23 protein-coding genes are annotated in these 24,895 nt (G+C 55.4%); 3 read left to right on the plus strand and 20 right to left on the minus strand.

Going from position 1 to position 24,895, the window contains the following annotated elements:
• Positions 1 to 96: 96 nt before the first annotated feature.
• The 9 genes from purF to pdxB form a co-directional block, all read right to left on the minus strand.
• Entirely contained in the window at positions 97 to 1,614 is a 1,518-nt protein-coding gene (gene purF, locus FE839_RS13900; RefSeq protein ID WP_138361400.1) for an amidophosphoribosyltransferase, read from the minus strand.
• A gap of 33 nt (positions 1,615 to 1,647) precedes the next feature.
• A complete protein-coding gene (cvpA, locus tag FE839_RS13905) occupies positions 1,648 to 2,136 on the minus strand; it encodes a colicin V production protein (protein ID WP_138361401.1) in 489 nt (162 codons plus the stop codon).
• A gap of 198 nt (positions 2,137 to 2,334) precedes the next feature.
• Positions 2,335 to 3,018 carry a cell division protein DedD gene (gene dedD / locus FE839_RS13910; protein WP_138361402.1) on the minus strand — a complete coding sequence of 228 codons (684 nt, stop codon included), beginning with the start codon at positions 3,016 to 3,018 and terminating at the stop codon, positions 2,335 to 2,337.
• Positions 3,008 to 4,276, minus strand: coding sequence for a bifunctional tetrahydrofolate synthase/dihydrofolate synthase (gene folC, locus FE839_RS13915; RefSeq protein ID WP_138361403.1), 1,269 nt, complete (start codon positions 4,274 to 4,276; stop codon positions 3,008 to 3,010). The genes dedD and folC overlap by 11 nt, the downstream gene beginning before the upstream one ends.
• Before the next feature lie 72 nt (positions 4,277 to 4,348).
• Complete coding sequence (accD, locus tag FE839_RS13920) at positions 4,349 to 5,263, minus strand: acetyl-CoA carboxylase, carboxyltransferase subunit beta (RefSeq protein ID WP_138361459.1); 915 nt, start codon at positions 5,261 to 5,263, stop codon at positions 4,349 to 4,351.
• A gap of 194 nt (positions 5,264 to 5,457) precedes the next feature.
• A complete protein-coding gene (locus FE839_RS13925; RefSeq protein WP_138361404.1) occupies positions 5,458 to 6,117 on the minus strand; it encodes a DedA family protein in 660 nt (219 codons plus the stop codon).
• Positions 6,118 to 6,263: 146 nt separating this feature from the next.
• The gene (gene truA, locus FE839_RS13930) at positions 6,264 to 7,073 is read right to left on the minus strand and encodes a tRNA pseudouridine(38-40) synthase TruA (protein WP_138361405.1); all 810 of its coding nucleotides are present in this window, start codon (positions 7,071 to 7,073) and stop codon (positions 6,264 to 6,266) included.
• The gene (locus FE839_RS13935) at positions 7,073 to 8,086 is read right to left on the minus strand and encodes an aspartate-semialdehyde dehydrogenase (RefSeq protein ID WP_138361406.1); all 1,014 of its coding nucleotides are present in this window, start codon (positions 8,084 to 8,086) and stop codon (positions 7,073 to 7,075) included. The genes truA and FE839_RS13935 overlap by 1 nt, the downstream gene beginning before the upstream one ends.
• A gap of 62 nt (positions 8,087 to 8,148) precedes the next feature.
• Positions 8,149 to 9,285, minus strand: coding sequence for a 4-phosphoerythronate dehydrogenase PdxB (gene pdxB / locus FE839_RS13940; protein WP_138361407.1), 1,137 nt, complete (start codon positions 9,283 to 9,285; stop codon positions 8,149 to 8,151).
• A 123-nt stretch (positions 9,286 to 9,408) separates the two neighbouring features.
• Here pdxB and flk point away from each other — a divergent pair, with 123 nt between their 5' ends.
• Positions 9,409 to 10,368, plus strand: a complete 960-nt coding sequence (gene flk, locus FE839_RS13945) for a flagella biosynthesis regulator Flk (RefSeq protein WP_138361408.1) — start codon at positions 9,409 to 9,411, stop codon at positions 10,366 to 10,368.
• Positions 10,369 to 10,394: 26 nt separating this feature from the next.
• Here flk and FE839_RS13950 read toward each other — a convergent pair whose 3' ends face one another.
• Positions 10,395 to 11,582, minus strand: a complete 1,188-nt coding sequence (locus tag FE839_RS13950) for an MFS transporter (RefSeq protein WP_138361409.1) — start codon at positions 11,580 to 11,582, stop codon at positions 10,395 to 10,397.
• A gap of 204 nt (positions 11,583 to 11,786) precedes the next feature.
• Positions 11,787 to 13,004, minus strand: coding sequence for a beta-ketoacyl-ACP synthase I (gene fabB, locus FE839_RS13955; protein WP_138361410.1), 1,218 nt, complete (start codon positions 13,002 to 13,004; stop codon positions 11,787 to 11,789).
• A 158-nt stretch (positions 13,005 to 13,162) separates the two neighbouring features.
• On the opposite strand from fabB, the gene mnmC reads away from it, so the two are divergent.
• Entirely contained in the window at positions 13,163 to 15,151 is a 1,989-nt protein-coding gene (gene mnmC / locus FE839_RS13960; RefSeq protein WP_138361411.1) for a bifunctional tRNA (5-methylaminomethyl-2-thiouridine)(34)-methyltransferase MnmC2/FAD-dependent 5-carboxymethylaminomethyl-2-thiouridine(34) oxidoreductase MnmC1, read from the plus strand.
• 270 nt (positions 15,152 to 15,421) lie between these two features.
• On the opposite strand, the gene FE839_RS13965 is transcribed toward mnmC, so the two are convergent.
• The 6 genes from FE839_RS13965 to prmB are packed head-to-tail and all read right to left on the minus strand — an operon-like array spanning position 15,422 to position 19,972.
• Positions 15,422 to 15,700 (minus strand): YfcL family protein, encoded by a 279-nt coding sequence (locus FE839_RS13965; protein WP_138361412.1) that lies wholly within the window; start codon positions 15,698 to 15,700, stop codon positions 15,422 to 15,424.
• Positions 15,701 to 15,731: 31 nt separating this feature from the next.
• Complete coding sequence (locus tag FE839_RS13970) at positions 15,732 to 16,280, minus strand: elongation factor P hydroxylase (RefSeq protein ID WP_138361413.1); 549 nt, start codon at positions 16,278 to 16,280, stop codon at positions 15,732 to 15,734.
• The gene (locus FE839_RS13975) at positions 16,280 to 17,089 is read right to left on the minus strand and encodes a sulfite exporter TauE/SafE family protein (protein ID WP_138361414.1); all 810 of its coding nucleotides are present in this window, start codon (positions 17,087 to 17,089) and stop codon (positions 16,280 to 16,282) included. Before FE839_RS13975 ends, FE839_RS13970 begins: the two co-directional genes overlap by 1 nt.
• Positions 17,089 to 17,913 carry a penicillin-insensitive murein endopeptidase gene (gene mepA, locus FE839_RS13980; RefSeq protein ID WP_138361415.1) on the minus strand — a complete coding sequence of 275 codons (825 nt, stop codon included), beginning with the start codon at positions 17,911 to 17,913 and terminating at the stop codon, positions 17,089 to 17,091. The genes FE839_RS13975 and mepA overlap by 1 nt, the downstream gene beginning before the upstream one ends.
• A gap of 3 nt (positions 17,914 to 17,916) precedes the next feature.
• Positions 17,917 to 19,002 carry a chorismate synthase gene (gene aroC / locus FE839_RS13985; RefSeq protein ID WP_138361416.1) on the minus strand — a complete coding sequence of 362 codons (1,086 nt, stop codon included), beginning with the start codon at positions 19,000 to 19,002 and terminating at the stop codon, positions 17,917 to 17,919.
• Between the two features lie 37 nt (positions 19,003 to 19,039).
• Complete coding sequence (gene prmB, locus FE839_RS13990) at positions 19,040 to 19,972, minus strand: 50S ribosomal protein L3 N(5)-glutamine methyltransferase (RefSeq protein ID WP_138361417.1); 933 nt, start codon at positions 19,970 to 19,972, stop codon at positions 19,040 to 19,042.
• A gap of 167 nt (positions 19,973 to 20,139) precedes the next feature.
• Between prmB and smrB the strand changes: the two genes are divergently transcribed.
• Complete coding sequence (gene smrB / locus FE839_RS13995) at positions 20,140 to 20,691, plus strand: endonuclease SmrB (RefSeq protein WP_138361418.1); 552 nt, start codon at positions 20,140 to 20,142, stop codon at positions 20,689 to 20,691.
• Positions 20,692 to 20,711: 20 nt separating this feature from the next.
• Here the strand turns inward: smrB and sixA are convergent, their stop codons facing one another.
• The 3 genes from sixA to fadI all read right to left on the minus strand — a co-directional run bounded on the left by sixA (position 20,712) and on the right by fadI (position 24,874).
• Positions 20,712 to 21,197, minus strand: coding sequence for a phosphohistidine phosphatase SixA (sixA, locus tag FE839_RS14000; protein WP_138361419.1), 486 nt, complete (start codon positions 21,195 to 21,197; stop codon positions 20,712 to 20,714).
• A 222-nt stretch (positions 21,198 to 21,419) separates the two neighbouring features.
• On the minus strand, positions 21,420 to 23,564 hold the full coding sequence (gene fadJ / locus FE839_RS14005) for a fatty acid oxidation complex subunit alpha FadJ (protein ID WP_138361420.1): 2,145 nt from the start codon (positions 23,562 to 23,564) through the stop codon (positions 21,420 to 21,422).
• Positions 23,564 to 24,874, minus strand: coding sequence for an acetyl-CoA C-acyltransferase FadI (gene fadI / locus FE839_RS14010; RefSeq protein WP_138361421.1), 1,311 nt, complete (start codon positions 24,872 to 24,874; stop codon positions 23,564 to 23,566). Before fadI ends, fadJ begins: the two co-directional genes overlap by 1 nt.
• Positions 24,875 to 24,895: the final 21 nt, after the last annotated feature.

The raw sequence follows: 24,895 nt of genomic DNA on the forward strand, positions 1-24,895 counted from the left end.
CTCTAACGCAACAGCATAACGTTGCGATGGATGATGAATCACCAAAAAAATGGCCCGCGCTCTTACGAGCGCAGGCCATATGATAACCCGTAAGACTCACCCTTCGTTGTGCATCTCCAGGTTTTCGACTTCATTCTGCAACTGAACCGCTTTCGCATCATCATTACGCAGAGTATCCAGATAATCCAGATACCGCTGATCGACATCTTTGGTGACATAGATACCGTTGAACACCGAACATTCAAACTGCTGAATATCCGGATTCTCCGCACGAACCGCATCGATCAGATCGTTCAGGCCCTGGAAAATCAAGCCATCTGCGCCGATAAGCTGGCGGATCTCATCCACTTCACGGCCATGAGCAATCAGCTCATTAGCACTTGGCATATCAATGCCATACACGTTCGGAAAGCGAATTTCCGGCGCAGCAGAGGCCAGATACACTTTCTTCGCCCCGGCTTCACGCGCCATCTCAATAATCTGTTCTGACGTGGTGCCGCGCACGATGGAGTCATCAACCAGCAGCACGTTCTTATCGCGGAACTCAGCACGGTTGGCGTTCAGTTTACGCCGTACGGATTTACGACGCAGCTGCTGGCCAGGCATGATAAAGGTACGGCCCACATAGCGGTTTTTCACGAAGCCCTGGCGGTATGGCTTATCGAGGATGCGGGCAATTTCCAGCGCGATATCGCAGGAGGTTTCCGGAATAGGGATCACCACATCAATATCGAGATCTTCCCATTCACGGGCGATTTTCTCACCCAGTTTTCTCCCCATATTGACGCGGGCGCTATAGACGGAAATTTTGTCAATGAATGAGTCCGGCCGCGCAAAATACACGTACTCGAACAGGCATGGATTACTGACCGGGTTTTCCGCGCACTGGCGGGTAAACAACTGGCCTTTTTCTGTGATGTATATGGCTTCACCTGGCGCGACGTCACGCAGAAACTCAAAGCCCAGCGTATCCAGCGCCACGCTTTCCGACGCAACCATATACTCGGTGCGGCCATCGCCCACATCGCGCTTACCCAATACCAGCGGACGAATACCGTTCGGATCGCGGAAGGCAACCATACCGTGACCGATAATCATCGCCACGCAGGCGTAGGCGCCGCGAATCTGCCGGTTGGTCGCGGCAATCGCCGCAAAAATATTGTCGGCTTCCAGCGGGTAGTGGCGGAAATTGTCCAGCTCGCTGGCGAAGATATTGAGCAGGATTTCGGAATCGGAGGTGGTGTTGATATGGCGGCGTTTTTCTTCAAACAGTTTTTTACGCAGCTCGTGAGCGTTGGTCAGGTTACCGTTGTGCGCCAACGTCATGCCGTACGGCGAGTTAACATAGAAAGGCTGAGCCTCAGAGGCGCTGGAGCTGCCAGCCGTCGGGTAACGAACGTGACCAATCCCCATATTACCCTGCAAACGCTGCATATGGCGGGCTTCAAAAACATCGCTCACCAGACCGTTCGCCTTTCGCAAACGGAAACGGTTGTTCGCATCAATAGTGATGATGCCTGCGGCATCCTGCCCACGATGCTGAAGCACCGTTAACGCGTCATAAATCGACTGGTTTACCGGCATAACACCGGCGATACCGACAATACCGCACATACGTCTTTTCCTCGTTAAGCTACATCCCAACGCTTATGCTTTGGGCAAGAAACTTGACGAGCTCTGCAGATAGTCAAAGAACCATCTGATAACGAAACTGAACTGCGGGATCAGCTCAGACTTTTGCCAGTCTTCACTTTTCGCCATACTGGTAAAGCTATCGAGAAAGAACAACATCGCCGAGACGATTAGCACACCACGCAGGGCGCCAAAGCAGATCCCTAACACTCTATCGGTACCCGACAAGCCGGTTTTTTCCACCAGTTGACCGATCACAAAATTAACGATAGCGCCAACGATAAGCGTTGCGATAAACAGTATCGCGATAGCAATCCCATTTCGAACCAGTTCGTCTTCAAAGCCCGTGAACCAGACAGCCAGGTCAGTGTAGTAATGGCTGGCAACAAAGAAAGCGCATCCCCAGGTTACCAGAGATAAAGCTTCACGAACAAAGCCGCGGATCAGGCTAACCAAGCAGGAAAAACCGATCACCGCAATAATGGCGTAATCAATCCAGACCATATACGTCCCACGATTTTCACGCCCTGTCTTCCGGTTCGGGCGCATTCTAACAGAAAAAGAAAACGTTTGCGTAGGGATTTCCATACCCTACAGAAATAAAAATGGCGCTGAAAAAACATTCAACGCCATACCGCCTTACACCCCTTCAGCGGAGGCTGTTCACAGATTACACTCTTCTCAGCTAAAAAGAGAATAGGGTTAGTTCGGACTGTAGGTCATCACCACGCCGCTGAGTCCTGAAAGCTGCTTCAGCTTGCCAAGCTGCCCCTTCAGCTTTTCTTTCGAGGTATCCGGCCCCACCAGAATGCGCGTGATTTTCCCCTGCACCGGCGTCGAAGGCACCGTGTAGACAGTAAACCCGGAGGCGCGCAGCTTGCCGACAATCTCATTGACCTTATCGGCGTTCTTCAGCGCGCCCAACTGCACAACATAAGCTTTACCGGTCGGCGCCGGAATTTCAGCCGGCTTCTGCGGCTGTGGTTTCTCGACCGGCTTAGGCTGAGGTTTCGGTTCAGGTTTAGGTGCAGGCTGAGGTTTCGGTGGAGATTGAGGTTGCGATTTTGCCGTCACAACCGGCTCCTGCGCCACATCAAAACTGTTACTGTTCACCGGGATCCGCGACGGATCGAGCGATGGCGCCGCGGCATCCCCGGCTCTCACCTCTTCCGCCGCCCCTTCCGGAGGCTGTGAAGGCAACGCCTGCGTCGCCGCTGGCAGCATATCCGGCTCATCGCGATCCCCCGGTTTTGGTACCAGCGGAATGGCCGCAAACTCATCCTGATAGTGTTTTTTCTGACCATCCAGCAGCCCTGGCAGGATAATCACCCCCAGCGCCACCAGCACGATCGTCCCGACTAAACGGTTCTGAAACTTACTGGCCACCGATTCTCCCCGCGTCTATCTCTTCCATTACATGCGCCACCGTATGGAATGAACCACACACCAGCACCGTATCTTCTGGTCTGGCATCAGCCATCGCCGCATGCCACGCCTGCGCGACGCTGGTATAGACCTGGCCTGCGCGCAAATGTTCCATCAGTTGTGCCGCCGTGGCGCCACGCGGCCCTTCCAGCGGCGCACAGTACCAGTCGTCAACTTCCGCTTTCAGGTTTTCCAGCGTACCCGCGATATCCTTGTCATGCAGCATACCAATCACCGCCAGTACGCGCCCCGTTTTCCCTGAGGTTTTGAGACGCCCGGCGAGGTAAGCCGCCGCGTGTGGATTATGCGCAACATCCAGGATCACCCGTGGAGTATCGCTGATTATCTGAAAGCGCCCCGGAAGCATCGCATTTTGAATCCCCTCGCGAATCGCCTGCTCGTCAACCTTAAGCCCGCTGGCGCGCAGGGCGGCAAGCGCGGTCGCGGCATTCGGCAGAGGTACCTGCGGCAGCGGCAGATTGGCCAGTGTGCCGCGCCGATCGCTGAACGACCAGCTCTGCGCGGCTGTTTTATAATGCCAGTCAACATCGCGGCGCTGCAGATACGCGCCTTTTTCACTGGCAACCCCGGCGATAGTCAGCGGCATATCCGGTTCACCAACAATAGCTGGCTTCCGGGCGCGAAAAATACCCGCCTTTTCACGGCCAATGCTTTCGCGATCCGGCCCCAGCCAGTCCGTATGATCGAGCGCAATACTGGTCACCACCGCCACATCGGCATCGACGATATTGGTCGCGTCAAGGCGGCCGCCAAGTCCAACCTCCAGAATCACCACGTCGAGTTGCGCCTGCTGAAACAGCCACAGTGCCGAAAGGGTACCAAATTCAAAATAGCTAAGGGAAATCTCGCCGCGCGCGGCTTCAATTTCCGCAAAAGAGGCCGTATGCGCGAGTTCCGGCAGTTCCTCGCCCTGCACCCGCACCCGCTCGGTATAGCGCACCAGATGCGGCGAACTGTAGACGCCAACCTTATAACCCGCCGCCATCAGTACCGATTCCAGGGTACGGCAGGTGGTTCCTTTGCCGTTGGTTCCCGCTACCGTAAAGATAAACGGCGCGGGTTTTAATACTGACATCCGCTTCGCCACTTCGCTGACACGCGCCAGCCCGAGGTCAATCGCTTTACTGTGCAGATGTTCCAGATAAGAAAGCCACGTTGCCAGGGGCGACGCGGCCTGAGGAATAGGTTGTTTTTCCATGATATCCGGCAAGAGTTAAGATAACTACGCGTAAAAAAAAGGGCAGCGCCGTCAGGCCCGCCCTCTGTATCATCAGGCCTCGGGTTCCTGATCCGGCACCGCTGGCACCACTTCGCCTTCCGGCGCAAGCTGCGGATTTGGCGTCGGGAGGTTCATCAGCTTCGCCAGAATACTGGCCAGCTTCAGGCGCATTTCCGGGCGACGAACGATCATATCGATCGCCCCTTTCTCAATCAGAAACTCACTGCGCTGGAATCCCGGCGGCAGTTTCTCACGCACGGTCTGTTCGATAACGCGGGGACCCGCAAAACCGATCAGTGCTTTTGGCTCAGCGATGTTGAGATCGCCCAGCATGGCAAAGCTCGCCGATACCCCGCCCATCGTCGGATCGGTCAGCACGGAGATATACGGCAGCCCGCGCTCCTGCATTTTCGCCAGCGCCGCGGAGGTTTTCGCCATCTGCATCAGCGACATCAGCGCTTCCTGCATACGCGCGCCGCCAGAGGCCGAGAAGCAAATCAGCGGACAGTGGTCTTCCAGAGCCTGTTCGACCGCACGCACAAAACGCGCGCCGACCACAGACCCCATTGATCCTCCCATAAAGGAGAACTCAAAAGCAGCGGCAACAACCGGCATTTCATGCAGGGTGCCTTTCATGACCACCAGCGCGTCTTTTTCGCCAGTCTCTTTCTGGGCTGATGCCAGACGGTCTTTATACTTTTTCGAATCGCGGAACTTCAGCACATCTTTTGGCTCGAGCTCGCTTCCCAGCTCCACAAGAGAACCTTCGTCCAGCAGGCTATGCAGGCGATTGCGCGCCGACATGCGCATATGGTGATCGCACTTAGGGCAAACCTCCAGGTTGCGCTCCAGCTCTGCCCGGTACAATACCTGACCGCAACTGTCGCACTTGGTCCATACACCTTCAGGGATACTCGCCTTACGGGTGGGGGTTATATTGCTTTTAATTCGTTCAATCCAGCTCATTGATAACCTTTCTACCAGAACCTGGTCGATGCCAGTTTTGTCGCAAGGGGCGCATAATGCCATTTTTGCCCCTTACAGACCATGAATGTTGCACATTAAATCATAACATCCCGTAACATGGGATAAAAAAGTGGTCGAACCGCTCACACTTTACTCTTCGGACGACAGTGTACCGACCGAAGAAATTCACCGCGTTATTTCGCCTGTTTCGCCGCTGCCCGCTTGTGACGGATGACTTCAATCACGCCTGGCAGTACCGAAAGGATGATAATCGCCACAATCAGCAGCTTCAGATTTTCCTGTACGATCGGCAAATCGCCAAACAGATAGCCTGCGTAAGTAAACAACAGTACCCACAGCAACGCGCCAGCCACGTTATACATCGCGAAATGCCGATAGGACATATGCCCCATCCCCGCGACAAATGGCGCAAAAGTTCTGACGATCGGCACGAAACGCGCCAGAATAATCGTTTTCCCGCCATGGCGCTCGTAGAAACGATGCGTTTTGTCCAGATAGCTGCGGCGGAAGATTTTAGAATGAGGATTGCTGAATAGCTTTTCGCCAAAAAGCCGACCAATAGTGTAGTTCAGCGCATCGCCGGCAACTGCGGCAATCACCATCAATAACACCATTAAATGCACATTGAGATCGTTGGTCGGTAGCGCTGACAGCGCCCCTGCCACAAACAGCAGAGAATCTCCGGGCAGGAAAGGCGTTACCACCAGACCGGTTTCACAGAACAAAATCAAAAACAGAATCGCGTATACCCAGATACCGTATTGCGCAACCAGTTCAGCCAGATGCACATCAATATGCAGGATAAAATCAATTAAAAAATGAATCAGATCCATAATTTGCGTTAGCCCTTAATAACTCCATTCATCATATCTCAAACTGCATGCGCGTTGGCTGCGGCGTATCCGGTCCATCTATGCGCCGCCTTCCTGCTGGCGCCGTCGCGTGTTTATCATGCTGCTCGAATGACGTCGAGTATGTATTAGTCCGCCAAAAACAGCGGGCCCATCGGCATGACCGGCAGGTCGTAGCGGGCCGGATAATCCACCGATACCAGATACAATCCCTCGGCCTTTGCCGTTGCGGCGGCAAGCGTCCGGTCTTTTGCCGCCAGAAGTTCTGCAATCCAGCTCTCTGGCTGGTTACCGGCACCTACTTCCATCAGGCTGCCGACAATATTCCTTACCATATGATGTACAAAGGCATTCGCTTTGATATCCACCACCACATAAGCGCCATAACGCGCGACGTTAATGTGCATCACGTTACGCCACGGCGTACGCGACTGGCACTGCACCGCCCGAAACGAAGTGAAATCATTCTCTCCCAGCAGACACTGGGCGGCGCGATGCATCCGCCCGGCATCCAGAGGAAGATAATAATGGGTGACGCCGCGGCTCAATATCGCCGGGCGCAAACGATGATTATAGATAACATAACGATAACGGCGCGCCGTGGCGCTGAAACGGGCGTGAAAGTCTTCCGGCACTGCCTTAACCCAGCGTACCGCGATATCGCCAGGTAAATTTGCATTAACCCCCAGCGTCCATGCCGCGTCTTTACGCAGCGCGCGGGTTTCAAAATGCACCACCTGCCCGGTGCCATGAACACCGGCGTCAGTACGCCCCGCGCAAAAGACGTTAACCGGCTCATTGGCCACCTGCGACAACGCCTTTTCCAGTTTTTCCTGTACGCTACGGACTTCGTTCTGCCGCTGCCAGCCATAATACTTGCTGCCGTCATACTCAATGCCCAGCGCAATTTTATAGACCGGCTGTTCCATCCCGGACATCAGTAGAGATACTCCTGAACCAGCTTCTCAGCAATTTTCACCGCAACCAGCGCGCCGCCAAAGCGAACATTATCGGCAACGGACCAGAACTGTACCTGCTCAGGCATACCGTAATCATTATGAACACACCCCACTGAAAGACGGGCGTTGCCGGATGCATCGCCCACCTGGGTCGGGAATTCGCTCTCCTCGGACAGCTCGATATCTTCGCCGCGGCCAAAAGCATCGCGCGCTTCTTCCGCCGCCAGCGGGCGTTGCGCTTCAAAGCTGACCATCTGCGCGTGGCCGTAGAACACCGGAGACTGGACAACGCTGGCGGAAATCATCAGACCGTCATCCTGCAGAATTTTACGTGCTTCATCGACAATACGGCGCTCTTCGCGCACGCTACCTTCACGATCGGGCAGCAATGGCAACATGTTGAATGCCAGTTGACGACCAAAGAAATCGTCTTCATCGATCGGCATACCATTCAGTAATTTGGCGCTTTGGCCAGCCAGCGCATCGACCGCCTTTTTCCCCTGTGCGGAAGCGGAAAGCAGGCTGGTTACGCTGATACGCGACAGACCGCCTTGATCGATCAACGGTTTCAACGCCGACAATAGCTGGCTGGTCAGGCTGTTTGGTACCGCGATAACATTGCGATTGCGGTAATCCGCAAGGACAAACGGATTCACATCCGGCACCACCAGCGGCACATCCGGCTCCAGCGCGAACAGGCCGCTTAAATCAATTACCAGGCAGCCCGCCTGAGTGGCCTCTTCGATATACGTCGCGGTTGCTTCAACACCGGCGGCAAAAAAGGCCAGTTGGGCCAGAGTCCAGTCAAATTCGGCAGCATCCTGAACGACAACCGACTTACCGGAAAAACGCAGATGTTCACCAGCGCTGTCACCCCGCGCCAGCGCATAAATATCCCCCACCGGGAACTGACGTTCGGCAAGAGTTTCGAGCAAGGCTTCGCCTACGGCGCCCGTTGCGCCCAGTACGGCAATATTCCAGCCTTCAGACATGGTGGTGTACTCCAGAAAAAAGCGCCCCTGCCGGCGTATCCGGCAGGCGCATTAAGATGATATTAACGAATCGGATGATGTACGGCATTAAAGCCCAGCTGACGCAACAGCGTCGCCGCCTGAGCATCGCTGCACTGTACGTACAACGACGACCATTCACGGCGTTCCTGATAATTTTTACGCAGCTTGTCGAACTCGCCCGCGACATCAGCGACTTTTCGCAACAGCGCATCATCGCGGCGCACATCATACACCAAATGAACCAGTCGTTTTAACGTTGCCTGATCGAGCGGTCCGTGCAACGTAATACGGCCAAACTCCGGTGCCGGTAGCAGCGTATCCAGCGCCACCTGCTGCGGATGACCGATAAACGCGCTATAGGCTTCAAAAACCTGGGTCGTGCCGCGCGCTTTCCCTTCCAGGGTATAGCCGGCAATGTGCGGTGTGCCAAGATCAACCCGCTTGAGCAATTCAGTATTCAGGTCCGGCTCCGGCTCCCAGACGTCCAGCACCACGCTTAACGGCGGGTTTTCCTCCAGGCATTTGAGCAGTGCGTCGTTATCCACCACCGCGCCGCGGCAGGCATTGATTAAAATCGCCCCCGGTTTCAGACGGCGAATCAGCGCCTCATCCGCCATGTGCAGCGTTTTATACTGCCCCTCTTTATATAGCGGCGTATGAAAGGTCAGAATATCCGCTTCCTGCACCAGCTCATCAAGGGGGCGGAAATCGCCCTCATCTCCGCGATCGGCACGCGGCGGATCGCAAAGCAGGGTTTTAATCCCCAGCGCCTCAAAGCGCTTCTGCAAACGCCCGCCGACGTTGCCGACGCCGACGATGCCAACCGTGCGATCGCGGAGCATAAAACCATCGCGTTCGGCCAGCATTAACAGCGCTGAAAACACATACTCCACCACCGCTATCGCGTTGCAGCCCGGCGCGGCGGAAAAACCGATCCCCGCCTGCGCCAGCCATTCCTGATCAACATGATCGGTGCCCGCGGTGGCGGTGCCGACGAATTTTATAGCCTTGCCGTCGAGCAGCGCCTGATTAACTTTAGTGACGGAACGAACCATCAGCGCATCGGCATCGTTTAACGCGTCGACCGGGACAGGACGACCCGCAACGGCCTTCACTTCCCCCAGACGGCTAAAAAGCTCACGCGCGTAGGGCATATTTTCATCAACAAGGATTTTCACGATTCAGTACCTGTCTGAGAGCGAGTGTAAACCGGGGAAGTGTGCCATAATCTTGCCGCCAGGAACATCATCCCCCGGCCCTTAGTACAGTAATTTAGTACAGTAATACGGAAAGGATTAGTCATGACGCAACCCGTTTCAGGTATGTCCGATCGCCCTCCGGAGACAGGCGAACCTCCGCTCACCATGCAGCAACGCACCGTACTCGAGCGCCAGATTACGCGCCTGGTGGCGTTAACATCGCAGCAAAATGCGGAAGTGTGGGCCGGTGTCAAACACGATCTGGGCCTGAAGAGTGATGCGCCGCTGTTGGCAAACCATTTTACGGCCGCGGAAAATAGCCTGAATCAACGCTTAATCCTTGCACAACAAAATCATCACCGGCGGCAGGTCCTGGCGCAACTGAGCGAACGGCTTAACCAGGGCAACACTCGCCAGGCGGTCAGCGATTATATTCGTCAACATGACGGGCAGACTTCACTGCACGCACTCACTCAGCCGCAGCTGGAAAATGTGCTGCAATTACTGCAAAGCGGCCAGCTCTCGATTCCTCAGCCTCAGCAGCGCCCGCCAACGCACCGCCCGCTGCTGCCTGCGGAACACAACACGCTCAATCAGCAGGTGACCAAACTTGCCGCCGCCACCGGTGAATCCAGTAAGCTCATCTGGCAGTCCATGCTGGAGCTCAGCGGCGTAAAAAGCGGGGAGCTGATCCCGGCTACCCACTTCACCCCGCTCTCATACTGGCTACACGCCCGGCAAACGCTCAGCGCGCAGGCGGCGCCAACGCTGACCTCGTTACAGGCCGCATTAAAACAGCCGCTTGAAGCGGCAGAGTGGCAAAAAGTGATGAGTTTTGCCCAAACCAGCTGGCACGTGACAGCGCAAACACCGCTAAGCGCGGCACAGTTGCTGACCCTGCTTAACAAAATCTTTGTTCTCAGAGTCGCCAGAGCACAGGAGACACTGACCATTCCCCCGGTTCAGTCTCCCCCCGCCTCGCCCAGACGGGTATTCAAAAAACCGTGGGTCATCGCGCTGACGCTGATCGTACTACTCATCCTGCTGTGGTTGATGATGTAAAACCATCATCCCCCCGTATGCCGGACCTAGGTACTCGCCTGGTGGCGCAATGACAGTAGCGTCACCACAATCCCCAGAACAGCGCATATCGCTGCGGCCAGGAAGACGGAAGAGTAGCCTAAAGAAGTCGCCAGCAGCCCGGTAAGCGGCCCCGTCACGCCATAAGAGATGTCCTGAAACGCGGCATAGCCGCCAAGCGCAGTGCCGCGCACCTGGGGCGGCACCCGCTTCACGACCTCTACCCCCAGCGCCGGGAAGATAAGCGAACAGCCGCAGCCGGTTAGCGCGGCCCCCGCCAGAGCCACCCAGGCATTTGGCGCCAGCCAAAGCAGCGTCAACCCTATCGCTTCGATCAGCAGCGAAACGGTGGCGACCTTCACGCCGCCAAAACGATCCGGCATCCAGCCAAACAGCACGCGCATCAGCACAAACGCCCCGCCAAACGCGGTTAACGTAAAACCGGCCATCGCCCAGCCATTGCTGGCAAAATAGAGCGAAATGAATGTGCCTATCGCGGCGAAACCCACGCCCTGCAGCCCAAGTCCAATACCTGCCCGCCAGATCATCCCCACAACGCTCCACAGCGACGGGCGCTCGCCACCGTGAGCCGGTATTTTTGGCACCGTACCGTTGATCGCCCATGCGACTAACGGCAACAGCATGGTGACGCAGGCCAGCACAGGGATACCATAATGGCTGTAGATTAACAGTCCCAACGGGGCCCCTGTCGCTAGCGAGCCATATATTGCCATACCATTCCACGACATCACCTTACCGGAACGCGATGGCCCCACCAGCCCCATGCCCCAGCTCAGGTTACCCGTCAGCAGTTGGCTTTCGCCAAACCCAAGAATCAGACGCCCGACAATCAGTATGCCAAACTTCGCCAAAACCGATACTGGCAACAGCGCAGCGCACAGCCAGGCGCCGCCCGCCAGCGCACAGGCCAGCATCCCCTGGAGTACGGAGCGCTTCGCGCCATACTGATCCGCCAGGCGACCGGCATAGCCGCGAGTTAACACGGTTGCCAGAAACTGGATACCTACGGCGATACCCACCATAGTGTTGCCAAAGCCCAGTTCCTGATGGACAAACAAAGGGATCACGGTCAGCGGCAGACCGACGGTCATATAGGTCAGGAAAATGGCAAGCGTGATACGAAATAACGAACCGTTCGCTGAAGAGGAGATTTTGGTTTTCATTACTGCAGACATGCTTTACTCCAGTTCGCAGAGTAAGGCGGGGTAATAGCCACGCCTTCTCCACCTGATTGTCAGGATTAAGGCGCGTTGGATGACGTTAAACGCTTACGCATTATCGGAGAGAATAATGTTGTGGCAGGAGTTTGCCTGCAGACGCAAGGGTCTGTCAACAGGATAAAAAAGGAGCCGACTGGCTCCTTTTTCAACGATGGCAGGTTATGCCTTGTATTTGCGCATCACCAGCGTGGCGTTGGTGCCGCCAAAACCGAAGCTGTTAGACATAACCGTCGTCAGCGCACGTTCTGTCGGCTCGGTCACGATGTTCAGCCCTGCAGCCTGCTCGTCCAACTCTTCAATGTTGATGCTCGGGGCGATAAAACCGTGTTCCAGCATCAGCAGCGAGTAGATAGCTTCCTGCACGCCTGCAGCGCCCAGGGAGTGGCCGGTCATCGCTTTTGTGGCGGAGATTGCCGGGCTGTTATCACCGAAGACTTCGCGAATCGCGCCCAGCTCTTTCACATCGCCAACCGGCGTGGAAGTCCCGTGAGAGTTCAGATAATCGATAGGAGTATCAACGCCGTGCATCGCCATCTTCATGCAGCGCACCGCGCCTTCGCCGGATGGCGCAACCATATCCGCACCGTCGGACGTTGCGCCGTAACCAACAATTTCAGCATAGATATGCGCACCGCGCGCCAGAGCGTGTTCCAGCTCTTCAACGACAACCATACCGCCGCCGCCGGCGATAACAAAACCGTCACGATGGGTATCATAGGTACGGGAGGCTTTTGCTGGTGTTTGGTTGTACTTGGTGGATAATGCGCCCATCGCGTCGAATTCACAGGCCATTTCCCAGCACAGCTCTTCGCCGCCGCCAGCAAACACGATGTCCTGTTTGCCCAGCTGGATTTGTTCAACCGCATTGCCGATACAGTGAGCGGAAGTCGCACATGCGGAGCTGATGGAGTAGTTCACGCCGTGGATTTTGAAAGGTGTCGCGAGGCAAGCGGACACCGCAGATGCCATCGCTTTGGTCACCACATAAGGCCCCACGGCTTTCAGACCACGCGGACTACGCATTGCGTCAGCGCCGAAAACCTGAGATTTAGAAGAACCGCCAGAACCGGCAATCAGGCCCACACGCGGGTTGTTCTGATAAACCTCGTCTTTCAGGCCAGCATCTTCGATCGCCTGCTGCATGGAGAGATAGGAATAGATAGAGGCATCGTTCATGAAACGAACCACTTTGCGGTCAATCATACCGGCTGTGTCCAGCTTGACGTTACCCCATACGTGGCTACGCATTCCTGAATCTTTAAATTCTTCAGAGAAAGTGATCCCGGAGCGTCCTTCACGCAGAGATGCCAGGACTTCCTGCTGGTTATTACCAATGCTGGAAACGATGCCCAGGCCAGTAATCACTGCACGTTTCATTCAATACCTCTGTAAGTCACACTATATTAAGTTTCGTGTCGCACAATAGCGTACACTTGTACGCCGAACAAGTCCGATCAGACAATTTATGTATAAATTTGCGCCTCCCGGCACACATCGTTAAGATCGTGCTACACCTTGTGATTCGAGTAACTTACGTGAAACAAAACGCTATACAACCTGCCAGGCTGGAATTCAATGCTGAGGGTACACCTGTTTCCCGAGATTTCGACGACGTCTACTTTTCCAATGACAACGGTCTGGAAGAGACACGCTACGTTTTTCTCGGCGCTAACCAGATCAACGAACGTTTTCCCGTTCATCCGCGCCCGTTATTTATTGTCGCCGAAAGCGGATTCGGCACTGGCCTTAACTTCCTCACGCTCTGGCAGGCGTTTGACGTTTTTCACCGCGATAACCCTGACGCTACCCTGCAAAGATTACATTTCATCAGTTTTGAAAAATTTCCTCTGCAAGCGGAAGACCTGCGTCTGGCGCATCAGCGCTGGCCAGAGCTGGTGCCATGGGCGGAACAGCTTCAGGCGCAGTGGCCGTTGCCGATCGCAGGCTGTCATCGCCTGCTGCTGGATAACGGGCGCGTAACCCTCGATTTGTGGTTTGGCGATATCAACGAACTGACCGACGAGCTGGATGATTCACTGAATCAGCAGGTAGATGCATGGTTCCTTGACGGCTTTGCCCCGGCGAAAAACCCGGATATGTGGACGCCGACGCTCTTTTCCGCCATGGCCCGCCTGGCGAGACCTGGCGGCACCCTGGCCACCTTTACCTCCGCCGGTTTTGTTCGTCGTGGGCTACAGGAAGTCGGGTTCAGCATGCGGAAGCGCAAAGGGTTTGGCCGCAAGCGTGAAATGCTTACCGGCGAAATGGCGCAAACGCTGACCTTCCCTTTGCGTACGCCATGGTTCTCCCGTCGCGGAACGGAACTGCGCGAGGCGGCGATTATCGGTGGGGGGATCGCCAGCGCCCTGCTCTCTCTGGCGCTGCTGCGCCGTGGATGGCAGGTTACGTTATATTGCGCCGACAGCGCTCCGGCGGAAGGCGCTTCCGGCAACCGTCAGGGCGCGCTTTATCCGCTGCTAAGCCAACACGATCCGGCGCTGGCCCGTTTTTTTCCGGCGGCGTTTACTTTTGCCCGCCGCCTGTACGACATGCTTCCGGTGCCGTTTGAGCATGACTGGTGCGGTGTTACCCAGTTGGGTTGGGATGAAAAAAGCGCGCAGAAAATTGCCCAGATGCTCACCCTTAACCTGCCCCAGGAAATCGCCGTTGCTGTAAACGCGCAGACTACAGCAGACATCACCGGCGTGGAAACCGGCTGCGGAGGGATAAGCTATCCCGCTGGCGGCTGGCTCTGCCCACAACAGCTAACCGCCGAGATTCTCTCCCTCGCCGCCACCCAGGGATTACGTGTTCACTACAATTTCCCCGTTGAGACTATCAGCGCTGATGGTAACGGCTGGCAATTGAACCAGCGGCAGTACCATGAGATCGTGGTGCTGGCGAATGGCCATCAGGTAACCCGTTTCGTCCAGACGGCGCATCTCCCGATGTATCCGGTTGCCGGGCAGGTCAGCCATATTCCCACCACGGCAGGGTTATCACAATTGCGTCAGGTCCTGTGCTACGACGGCTATCTGACGCCGCAAAATCCGCATAATCAACAGCACTGCATTGGTGCGAGCTATCATCGCGGGGAGACGAATACGGATTTCAGCCCGGAAGATCAGCGACAGAATCGTCAACGCCTGATTGACTGTTTCCCACTGGCAGAATGGGCACAGGAGGTGGATATCAGCGCAAACGAGGCCCGTTGCGCCGTGCGCTGTGCCACGCGCGATCATTTACCAATGGTCGGAAATGTGCCCGATTATGACGCCACCTTACGTGAGTATGCCTCGCTGGTTGAACATCCTGAGCAGGCCGGAGAAGCACCGGTTCACCGCAATCTGTATATGCTAGGGGCTCTGGGTTCACGCGGTTTATGTTCCGCGCCTCTGGCGGCGGAGATTCTGGCGGCGCAAATGAGTGAGGAGCCGTTACCGATGGACAGGGAAACGTTAGCGGCGCTGAATCCAAATCGTTTGTGGGTAAGAAAGCTGCTGAGAGGCAAAGCGGTAAAATAATTGAGGAAAGCTGAATCCGAGCTAAGGCTGAGGCGAACAACACACCGGTATCAGATATTGTGGCCCACATTTACTACGCCGGATGGCGGCTGCGCCTTATTCGGTCGACATGACCTTCTGCATCCGGCGACGTAAGCCCGTGCAGCGCACGCTGCCGGGCAATTCCAAAAGACTGCACTTTGTCAGCAATCTGGCTGAAGCTGTAACTCGCTTAATCGACCAGCATCAAAGCCCGGTCAGGTGAAAACCGGGCTTCGTCAAAAAAGGAACCTACGACCGCACCGCCTGCTGATACAAATTATCCCACATACTCTGCACCAGAATCTGATCCGGTGGAGAAAGCTCCCCCGCGCTGATGGCTTTTTCCAGACTCTGGCTCACCTTACTATGTACTGCTTCCACGCTATGTTCACCCTCACCCTCCAGTTCGGCCACCGCCAGCGTCAGATGGCCGCGCAGATAACCGCCAGCAAACAGTTCATCATCGCTGGCGTGGTCTACCATATTGTCAATTAACGCCAGAATGCGTGATTCAAACTCCGCGATCATCTTCTTTCCTCATTTATCGATAAGTGTGGCCTTAGCGCAGGTCTTCCGGCCACGGGAATTGTTCCGCCGTCAAAGGTGGCGTTTGATAATATTGCTGTAACGCTTTAATGAAACGCGCCGGACGTTCGGGTATCCCCTGCGCCAGATAAATCATGACCTGAGCATGTACCCGCCGCTGAAAAGCAATGCGATCGGGTTCGAAATCCCCCTCCAGGTTGTCACAACTGACGTTGAACGGATAGCCCGCCGCCACGCAAAACAGCCACTCTAGCGCCTGAGGCTTCACCTCAACGTCTTCAAATTTAGACTGGGTCATCGCATCGCGGCCATCCGGGCAGTACCAGTAGCCAAAATCCACCAGCTCACGGCGCGCCTTTCCGGCGATGCACCAGTGCGAAATCTCATGCAGTCCGCTGGCATAAAACCCGTGAGCAAAAACGATGCGGTGGTACGGCGCATCATCATCTGCCGGAAGGTAGATTGGCTCATCGTCGCCTTTAATCAGACGGGTATTAAAATCATCAGCAAAACAGCCGTCGAAAATAGCGATCAGCTGTTCATATTTATGCGTGCTGTTCATTAATGCATTCCCAGCCAATTAAGGATCTCCTGTCCGTGGCTGCTATAAAGAAGTTTTGCACTCATCACCGCCGAGACCACAACGATCATCGGCCTAATCAGCGATTGTCCTTTACTCAGAACCAGCCGTGAGCCCGCTCGGGCTCCAATAAATTGCCCGGCCATCATCACAAAACCCGTCGCCCAGATCACCTTGCCGCCAATAATAAACAGCAGCAGCCCTCCCATGTTAGAGGTCGCATTAAGCAATTTAGCGTGGGCGGTCGATTTCGCCAGATTGAAACCCGCCAGCGAGACAAACGCCAGCGCGTAGAAAGAGCCTGCGCCAGGGCCAAAAAAGCCATCATAAAAACCCACGCAGCCGCCAGCAACCAGCGCAAACGGCAGGCCATACAGACGCCGCTGCCGATCGTTTTCGCCTAATTTTGGCATCAGCAGAAAATAGAGGCCTATACCGATAATCAGAATCGGCAAAATCTGCTTAAGGATATCGGACTGAACGTGCTGAACCAGCAGCGCACCGCTGGTAGAACCGAGAAAAGTCATCAGAATATTGAGCTTCTGATCGGCCAGATTCACCACTTTGCGACGGATAAAATACAGCGAAGCGGACAGCGAGCCGCCGCACGCCTGTAGCTTGTTGGTCGCCAGCGCCTGCGCGGGAGGAAGACCCGCCGCCATCAACGCCGGTACGGTTAACAACCCGCCGCCGCCCGCCAGTGAATCAATAAACCCTGCCATTACCGCCACAAAGAACAGCATGCCCAATACTGTCGGTGACACCATAAAGAGATTGATAAAACTATCCATTAAAGAACATGCTCATCCAGTAGTACCTGGCATGAAGGCGGCAACGGTGGCGGCGTCTTCTTCACAGGAGGGGTTGAGGGGGGTTTTGGGGGTTCAAACCAGCTTTGTAATTCGGCACCGCAACCATCGCCAGCCGGAGGAGGCGCCTGGTCTTCACACTCGTAGCTATCCGCCGGACAACGCAGGCGCACATGCATATGCGCGCGATGCTGGAACCACGGGCGCACTTTGCGTAACCAGCCGCGATCGCTCCCGGCATCGAGACATAGCTGCTGCTTGATCGCCGGGTTAACGAAAATGCGCGTCACTTCGCTATCTTCCGCCGCCATTTTAATCAGTTCACTGATTTGCGGACGCCACAAAGACGGCACCACGTGTTTGCCATCGCGAGCGACCAGATCCAACGCCTGCGGTTTCAGAAGTTGCGCGGAACTCCAGCGCCTCTGCGGAAGCTGGAGAAATATATCGACATCCAGTCCGGACTGGTGGCTGGCATGGCCGCCGTTGAAACGGCCACCGGCTGGCATTCCCATGTCGCCAATCAGCACCGTTCCCATGCCTTTATTGTGTACCTGATTGCTCAGACGCTGAATAAACTGCACGAGATTCGGATGGCCGAAGTAGCGCCGCTGATCGGTACGCATCACCTGATAGCTGCTGGAGTTTAACGGCAGCGCTTGCGCGCCGACGATGCAACCATTAGCGAACGCGCCAATTGACTGCGGCTTGCCGCTGATGGGGTGCGTGATTTTCTGCCACGGCGTCGCGGCCAGGCAGGTAGCGCTGGCCAATAAGGCCAGCAGTGCGATAACGGTTTTTTTCATCGGTTACCAGCGTGGGATTGATGTCGCCACGTCGCCATTTTGCGCGCGCTGACGCATGAAGTGATCCATTAACACAATCGCCAGCATCGCTTCGGCAATGGGTACCGCGCGAATACCAACGCAAGGATCGTGACGCCCTTTGGTGATCATCTCGCTCTCTTCGCCAAAGCGGTTAATCGTACGCCCAGGAACGGTAATGCTGGAAGTCGGCTTCAGCGCGATATTGGCAACAATCTGCTGGCCGCTGCTGATACCGCCGAGAACGCCGCCCGCATGGTTGCTCTGGAAACCTGATTTAGTAATTTCATCGCGATTCTCGCTTCCGCGAAGTTTTACCACATCAAAACCATCGCCAATTTCCACGCCCTTGACCGCATTGATGCTCATCAGCGCATGCGCAATATCTGCATCCAGGCGGTCAAACACCGGCTCGCCCAGGCCCGGAGGAACACCATCAGCCACCACGGTCACTTTCGCCCCGATAGAGTCGCCCTCTTTTTTCAGCCCGCGCATCAGTTCATCAAGCGCGGTGATTTTGTCCGGGTCCGCGCAGAAGAACGGGTTCAGTTCAACCTGATCCCACTCTTTTATCGCCAGCGGAATATCCCCCATCTGGGTCAGGCAGCCGCGAATGACGATACCCAATTTCTCGGAGAGGAATTTTTTGGCAATCGCCCCGGCAGCCACACGCATAGCGGTTTCTCGCGCAGAAGAACGACCGCCGCCGCGATAATCGCGCAGGCCATATTTCTGCTCATAGGTGTAATCGGCGTGCCCGGGACGGAAAAGATCCTTAATGGCGCCATAGTCCTGAGAACGCTGGTCGGTATTCTCAATCAGCAGACCAATGCTGGTGCCGGTTGTCACGCCTTCAAACACGCCGGAGAGGATCTTCACCTGATCCGGTTCGCGGCGCTGGGTGGTATAGCGCGACGTTCCCGGACGGCGACGGTCGAGATCGTGCTGGAGATCGGCTTCGGTCAGCGAGATGCCTGGCGGCACGCCGTCAACGATGCAGCCCAGCGCCAGACCGTGCGACTCACCGAAAGTCGTCACGCGAAAGAGTTGTCCAATTGTGTTTCCTGCCATCACGGCTCCATTATTGTCGTTATGTTTGCGTGTTGTTTTAGTCTTTATAGATGCCGAAATGCGCGCGGGCGGCAATCAGCTGCGGTTTGCTCAGCATAAAGACGCCATCGCCGCCATTTTCAAATTCCAGCCAGGTAAATGGAACGTCAGGATACTGCTCCATCAGATGTACCATGCTGTTACCCACTTCACAAATCAGGATACCGTCATCGCTGAGATAATCCGGCGCGCAGGCGAGGATGCGACGGGTCAACTTCAGGCCGTCGCTACCGGAAGCCAGTCCGAGAACCGGTTCATGGCGATATTCCCCCGGCAGGTCAGACATATCTTCTTCATCAACATAAGGCGGATTGGTGACGATCAGATCGTACTGCACCTTCGGCAGATCGCGGAAGAGATCGGAGCGGATCGGCGTAACGTGATGAATTAAGCCGTGATCTTCCACGTTCTGTTCTGTAACGGCCAGCGCGTCAGGAGAGATATCAACCGCATCGACTTCCGCTTCCGGGAAAGCGTATGCGCAGGCGATAGCGATACAGCCGCTGCCGGTGCACATGTCGAGGATGTGTTGAGGCGAGTGGTCAATCAACCCCGCAAACCGGTTATTAATCAGCTCGCCAATCGGTGAACGGGGCACCAGCACGCGCTCATCCACATAAAATTCATGGCCGCAGAACCAGGCTTTGTTGGTCAGATAGGCAACCGGAATGCGCTCGTTAATACGGCGAATGACGCGCTCAACAATACGGTGTTTTTCGCTGGAGGTCAGACGCGCGGTGCGCATATCTTCCGGAATATCAAGGGGCAGATATAGCGACGGCATAACCAGTTGCACCGCTTCATCCCACGGATTATCGGTGCCGTGTCCGTACCAGATATTTGCAGCGCTGAAGCGGCTTACCGCCCAACGCAGCATGTCCTGAATGGTATGAAGCTCATTAACGGCCTCATCAATAAAAATTTTATCCACGCTCTCCCCCAGGGCACGCTCTGCTATAAATTCGGCGGCTAGTTTGCCATGAAGACGGGGATAAATCAGCATTCTTACGTCAGGCTGAAGGGGAAAAATAGGTTTTCCTTGCCTGAATGTACGGCGAGTCGGGTAAACTAACAGCAAAGAAACAATGAGATCAGGTAATGAAAAAGAAAACATCGCTAAGTAAGGAGGATCAGGCATTGTTCCGGCAACTGATGGCCGGTACGCGTCAGATTAAGCAGGACACCATTGTTCACCGCCCGCTGCGCAAGAAGGTGAGTGAAGTAGCGCCAAAGCGTCTGCTCCAGGAGCAGGCAGACAATAGTCACTACTTTTCCGATGAGTTTCAGCCGCTGCTGAATACTGAAGGAGCGGTTAAGTACGTGCGCTCAGACGTCAGCCACTTTGAACTGAAAAAACTACGCCGCGGCGATTATTCGCCGGAGCTGTTTCTCGACCTGCACGGTCTGACCCAGCAACAAGCCAAACAGGAACTGGGAGCGTTGATCGCCGCCTGCCGCCGGGAACATGTGTTCTGCGCCAGCGTGATGCACGGGCATGGAAAGCATATTCTCAAACAGCAAACACCGCTATGGCTGGCGCAGCATCCGCATATTATGGCCTTTCATCAGGCGCCAAAAGAGTACGGCGGGAACGCCGCACTGCTGATACTGATCGAAGTTGAAGAGTGGCAACCACCGGAACTTCCGTAATACATCAGCCCCGGCGGGAATCAGATAGCTTTCGCCATCTTCAAATTGAAGGGACTCACTTGCCAGTTAAATATACCTTTACCGTCATCATCAAGTGTGACGCAGGCAATCGCCGAGGTGGCGAACATCGGCGGCGTTTCTCCCGGGCACAGCTCTGAAACGAGGTAGCCGACGAGCGGCAGGTGAGACACGACCAACGCCGTTGCCACCCCCTCATTTGCCAGCGCCTGAAGATAAGCACTGACGATACCAACATCGCCGCACGGCGTCAGTTCCGGCATGACGTCGACATCTTTTGGCAGACTCATGCACTCCCTGACGATCTCCAGCGTCTGTTCCGCACGCAGGTAGGGACTGACCAGAACCCGCTCAATATCCACTTTTTGGCTTTTCAGCCAGGTTGCCATCTGATGCGACTCATCGCAACCACAGACGGTTAATGGACGAACCGAGTCACTGGCTGCATCGAGGGCAGCGTCGCCGTGACGCATGATAAAAACTTGCATATTGCACCGCTTTTGTTAACCAGAAGCACCGCTGTCTTACCCGCGCAGACAATACACGGGCGACCCGGTGGCCGGGCATTGTGCCTGATCCATTCCACGAATGAAATGCTGTTTTTTACCTCAATGGCGTAAGTATAGTCAACCATTGCTTACAAAATAGACAGAAGACAACATCATCCATTACCGGAATACATAACCGGATTCACCTTCTTTGACCTCAACTTAGCTCGTCCGTTCATTCGTGGGCCAGAAGGTTGCCCCCTGTTTAGCCATATGTAATAAAGTGTCACATGGTGTAAAACGCGGGCCGTACTGTGCGGCGAGGCGCTGCAAAATCGCCACAACCTCTCCTGCGCCCAGCATATCCATATAGCGAAACGGGCCACCAAGAAACGGCGGGAAACCAATGCCAAACACCGCGCCGAGATCGCCGTCACGGGCGCTACGAATAATCTGCTCATCGAAACAACGCGCCGCTTCGTTGAGCATCATCATCACACAACGTTCCGCCACCTGCTGCGCGGACAAGCGCGCCTGTGGAGAAGAGACCCCCAGCAAAGGATAAACAGCCGGGTCGGGCCGTTTTTTGCTTTTACGCCCTTTTGTCTTATAAAGATACAAACCCCGGTTATTTTTTCTACCTTTGCGATCGTCATTCAGAATCGAGCTAATGATGTTTGCTGGCGGGCTAAAACGTTCCCCCCAGGCCGCTTCCAGCACGGGGATAATTTTGGTGCCAGTATCGATTCCCACTTCATCGAGCAACTGAACAGGGCCAACCGGAAAACCGAACTTCACCAGAGCGTTATCGATATGCTCAATCGGTTCACCTTCCGTTAATAAATGCATCGCTTCATTAATATAAGGAGCCAGAATGCGGTTAACATAAAAACCTGCTTTGTCGGCAACAACGATAGGCGTTTTCCCTTGCAGCTTCGCCAGTTTCACCACCGTTGCAATCGTTTGTTGATCGGTACCGGCATGGGGAATCACCTCCACCAGCGGCATTTTTTCTACCGGGCTGAAGAAGTGTAGCCCGATAACCCGCTGCGGCCTGCTCGCCAGAGCCGCAATCTCGCCGATCGGTAATGATGACGTATTCGATGCAAAGATGGTCTCCGCATGACAGTGCTGCTCAACTTCACGCACCATTTTTTGCTTAAGGGAAAGGTCTTCAAATACCGCTTCGATCACCACATCGCGGTGAGCAAATCCCTGGTAATCCAGAGAGCCGGAAATGAGCGCCAACTGACGATCGCGCTCGCTGGCCCGCAGATAGCGGCGGCGAACCTGCTTGTCGAGCAGGTCCCAGCTGTACCTCAGTGCGTGATTAATCCCGCCATGATTAATGTCCTTAATACGTACTGGCAGCCCTCCCCTGCACGCGGTAACCCAGGCGATGCCACCGCCCATTAATCCGCCGCCAAGAACGCCAACGCTACGCAGTTCACCAGGTTCAGCATCCGCGCCGCGATCTTTTTTCAAATCGGTACTGGCGAAAAAAACCGACCGCAGCGCCTGCGATTGTGGCGTCATCGCCAGCTCGCCAAAGGCGCGCGCCTCTTCGCTATATCCGCGATTACTGCCCTGTGCCAGCCCGATCGCCATCACCTGCAAAATGCGTTCGGTCGCCGGATAGTTACCCTGCGTCTTCTGATAGGTTTTTTTTTCTACTAACCGAAACAACAGGCTACGCGCCAGGGGGCCAGCAAGTATGCGCTCGCGCAGCGGAAGATGACGACTTTTCGACCCCCCTTTCAGCGCCAGATCCACGGCGGTTTGCAACAAAATAGTCTGCGGCACGACATCATCAACCAGCCCGGCCTTAAGTGCCTGCCGCGGACGAAGCTGCTTTCCGGTCAGAATCATATCGAGCGCACCGCTGAGGCCGATTAATCGCGGTAAACGCTGAGTGCCGCCAGATCCCGGCAGCAGCCCTAGCTGAACTTCAGGCAATCCAAGCCGGGTTTTATCATCGTCGCTACACACTCGCCCGTGGCAGGCCAGCGCCAGCTCAAGACCGCCTCCCAGACAGGCCCCATGAATGGCGGCGATAACCGGAATCGACAGCCTGTGGATCTCCGCCATAATTTGCTGCCCCTCACGGGCCAGCGATTCCGCTTCCTGCGCGCTCGCGCAGCGGGCAATCATGTTAATATCCGCCCCGGCGATAAAATTATCCGGTTTTGCCGAAATAAACACGGCGCCGCGCAGGTCTTTATTATCATGAATCTGACGGATAATTCGCCGAACCTCACTGATAAACTCGGCTTTCAGGGTATTCATTTTTTCGCCGGGAGCATCAATCGTAATAACGGCGATATTGTCCGGGCGAATCTCAAGCGCAAATGCCGATACGGTATCCATTATTCGGCCTCCAGAATCATGGCTGAACCGAGTCCGCCCGCCGCGCAGGCAGTGACCAGACCAAACCCGCCTCCGCGACGCCGCAGTTCATGCAGGGTTTGGGTTATCATCCGCGCGCCGGTGGCGGCAAACGGATGACCGTAAGCAATCGACCCGCCAAGGACGTTAAATTTGCGCTCATCCACGTCTCCCGTCGCCTGTGAACGGCCAAGCACTTCGCGGGCAAAGCGTTCGCTGGCCATACAGTGTAAATTGGCCAGCGTTTGCGCGGCGAAGGCTTCGTGCATATCAATCAGCGTTAAATCAGCCAGCGTGAGTCCCGCTCTTTCCAGCGCCAGCGGCGTCGCCCACGCAGGCCCCAGCAGCATATCCTGGCGGACATCGATGGCGGTGAAAGCGTAACTGCGCAAATAGCCCAACGGAATAAGGCCCAGCTCTTTAGCCCGGGACTCGGTCATCAGAAGCACCGCCGCCGCCCCGTCGGTTAATGGCGTACTGTTAGCGGCGGTCACCGTTCCGTGTTTGCGGTCAAAGGCCGGTCGTAACTTTTGGTAATCTGACAGTGTTGAATTTTTACGAATATTATTGTCCTGTTCCAGCGGTTCCCGGAACGGGGGGGTATACGCAGTCATAACTTCTGCTGATAGTTTGCCCTCTTCCCACGCTCTGGCTGCCAACTGGTGCGAACGAAGCGCCAGCTGATCCTGCTGTTCACGCGTAATCCCCCAGGTTTTCGCCATCTGCTCGGCGGTATCCCCCATGCGCAGCCCGGTTGAATACTCAGCAACCGCTGGCGGCACGGGCAGAAGATCGCGAAAGCGCAGACGGGAAAAGAGCTTCAGACGCTGGCTCAGGGTACGGGCTTTGTTCGCATCAACCAGAGTTCGGGCAAGTTTTTTACTGACGCCAATCGGCAACACGGAAGAGGAGTCGGCCCCGCCAGCGATACCGGCGCGGATAGTTCCCGCCATCAGGCTTTCCGCAACGTTGGCCACGGCCTGGAAACTGGTCGCACAGGCACGACTGACGCTGTAGGCATCAGTATGTACGCTCATGCCGGTTCCCAGCACAATTTCCCGGGCGATATTCGGCGCTTCCGGCATCTGTACCACCTGGCCAAAGACCAGTTGTTCTATTATTTCCGCGGGAATATTGCTGCGAGCGAGCATTTCGCCAACCACCAGCTTGCCTAAATCAACGGCAGGAATACCGTGGAATGCCGTTGCCTGTCGGGCAAACGGGGTACGTAAGCCGCTGATAATAGCAATACGATCGCCCTGACGGGTGACCAGCGGTAATACCTGACTCATAACATGCCCCTGTTAACCAAT

The sequence above is a fragment of the Klebsiella indica genome (assembly GCF_005860775.1).
Classification (GTDB): domain Bacteria; phylum Pseudomonadota; class Gammaproteobacteria; order Enterobacterales; family Enterobacteriaceae; genus Klebsiella; species Klebsiella indica.

What these genes read in the sequence shown, in the direction of transcription:
- purF (WP_138361400.1), bottom strand. Translation starts at nt 1,614, where the DNA reads ATGTGCGGTATTGTCGGTATCGCCGGTGTTATGCCGGTAAACCAGTCG.
- cvpA (WP_138361401.1), bottom strand. Translation starts at nt 2,136, where the DNA reads ATGGTCTGGATTGATTACGCCATTATTGCGGTGATCGGTTTTTCCTGC.
- folC (WP_138361403.1), bottom strand. Translation starts at nt 4,276, where the DNA reads ATGGAAAAACAACCTATTCCTCAGGCCGCGTCGCCCCTGGCAACGTGG.
- accD (WP_138361459.1), bottom strand. Translation starts at nt 5,263, where the DNA reads ATGAGCTGGATTGAACGAATTAAAAGCAATATAACCCCCACCCGTAAG.
- FE839_RS13925 (WP_138361404.1), bottom strand. Translation starts at nt 6,117, where the DNA reads ATGGATCTGATTCATTTTTTAATTGATTTTATCCTGCATATTGATGTG.
- truA (WP_138361405.1), bottom strand. Translation starts at nt 7,073, where the DNA reads ATGTCCGGGATGGAACAGCCGGTCTATAAAATTGCGCTGGGCATTGAG.
- FE839_RS13935 (WP_138361406.1), bottom strand. Translation starts at nt 8,086, where the DNA reads ATGTCTGAAGGCTGGAATATTGCCGTACTGGGCGCAACGGGCGCCGTA.
- flk (WP_138361408.1), top strand. Translation starts at nt 9,409, where the DNA reads ATGACGCAACCCGTTTCAGGTATGTCCGATCGCCCTCCGGAGACAGGC.
- FE839_RS13950 (WP_138361409.1), bottom strand. Translation starts at nt 11,582, where the DNA reads ATGTCTGCAGTAATGAAAACCAAAATCTCCTCTTCAGCGAACGGTTCG.
- fabB (WP_138361410.1), bottom strand. Translation starts at nt 13,004, where the DNA reads ATGAAACGTGCAGTGATTACTGGCCTGGGCATCGTTTCCAGCATTGGT.
- FE839_RS13965 (WP_138361412.1), bottom strand. Translation starts at nt 15,700, where the DNA reads ATGATCGCGGAGTTTGAATCACGCATTCTGGCGTTAATTGACAATATG.
- FE839_RS13970 (WP_138361413.1), bottom strand. Translation starts at nt 16,280, where the DNA reads ATGAACAGCACGCATAAATATGAACAGCTGATCGCTATTTTCGACGGC.
- FE839_RS13975 (WP_138361414.1), bottom strand. Translation starts at nt 17,089, where the DNA reads ATGGATAGTTTTATCAATCTCTTTATGGTGTCACCGACAGTATTGGGC.
- mepA (WP_138361415.1), bottom strand. Translation starts at nt 17,913, where the DNA reads ATGAAAAAAACCGTTATCGCACTGCTGGCCTTATTGGCCAGCGCTACC.
- aroC (WP_138361416.1), bottom strand. Translation starts at nt 19,002, where the DNA reads ATGGCAGGAAACACAATTGGACAACTCTTTCGCGTGACGACTTTCGGT.
- smrB (WP_138361418.1), top strand. Translation starts at nt 20,140, where the DNA reads ATGAAAAAGAAAACATCGCTAAGTAAGGAGGATCAGGCATTGTTCCGG.
- sixA (WP_138361419.1), bottom strand. Translation starts at nt 21,197, where the DNA reads ATGCAAGTTTTTATCATGCGTCACGGCGACGCTGCCCTCGATGCAGCC.
- fadJ (WP_138361420.1), bottom strand. Translation starts at nt 23,564, where the DNA reads ATGGATACCGTATCGGCATTTGCGCTTGAGATTCGCCCGGACAATATC.
- fadI (WP_138361421.1), bottom strand. Translation starts at nt 24,874, where the DNA reads ATGAGTCAGGTATTACCGCTGGTCACCCGTCAGGGCGATCGTATTGCT.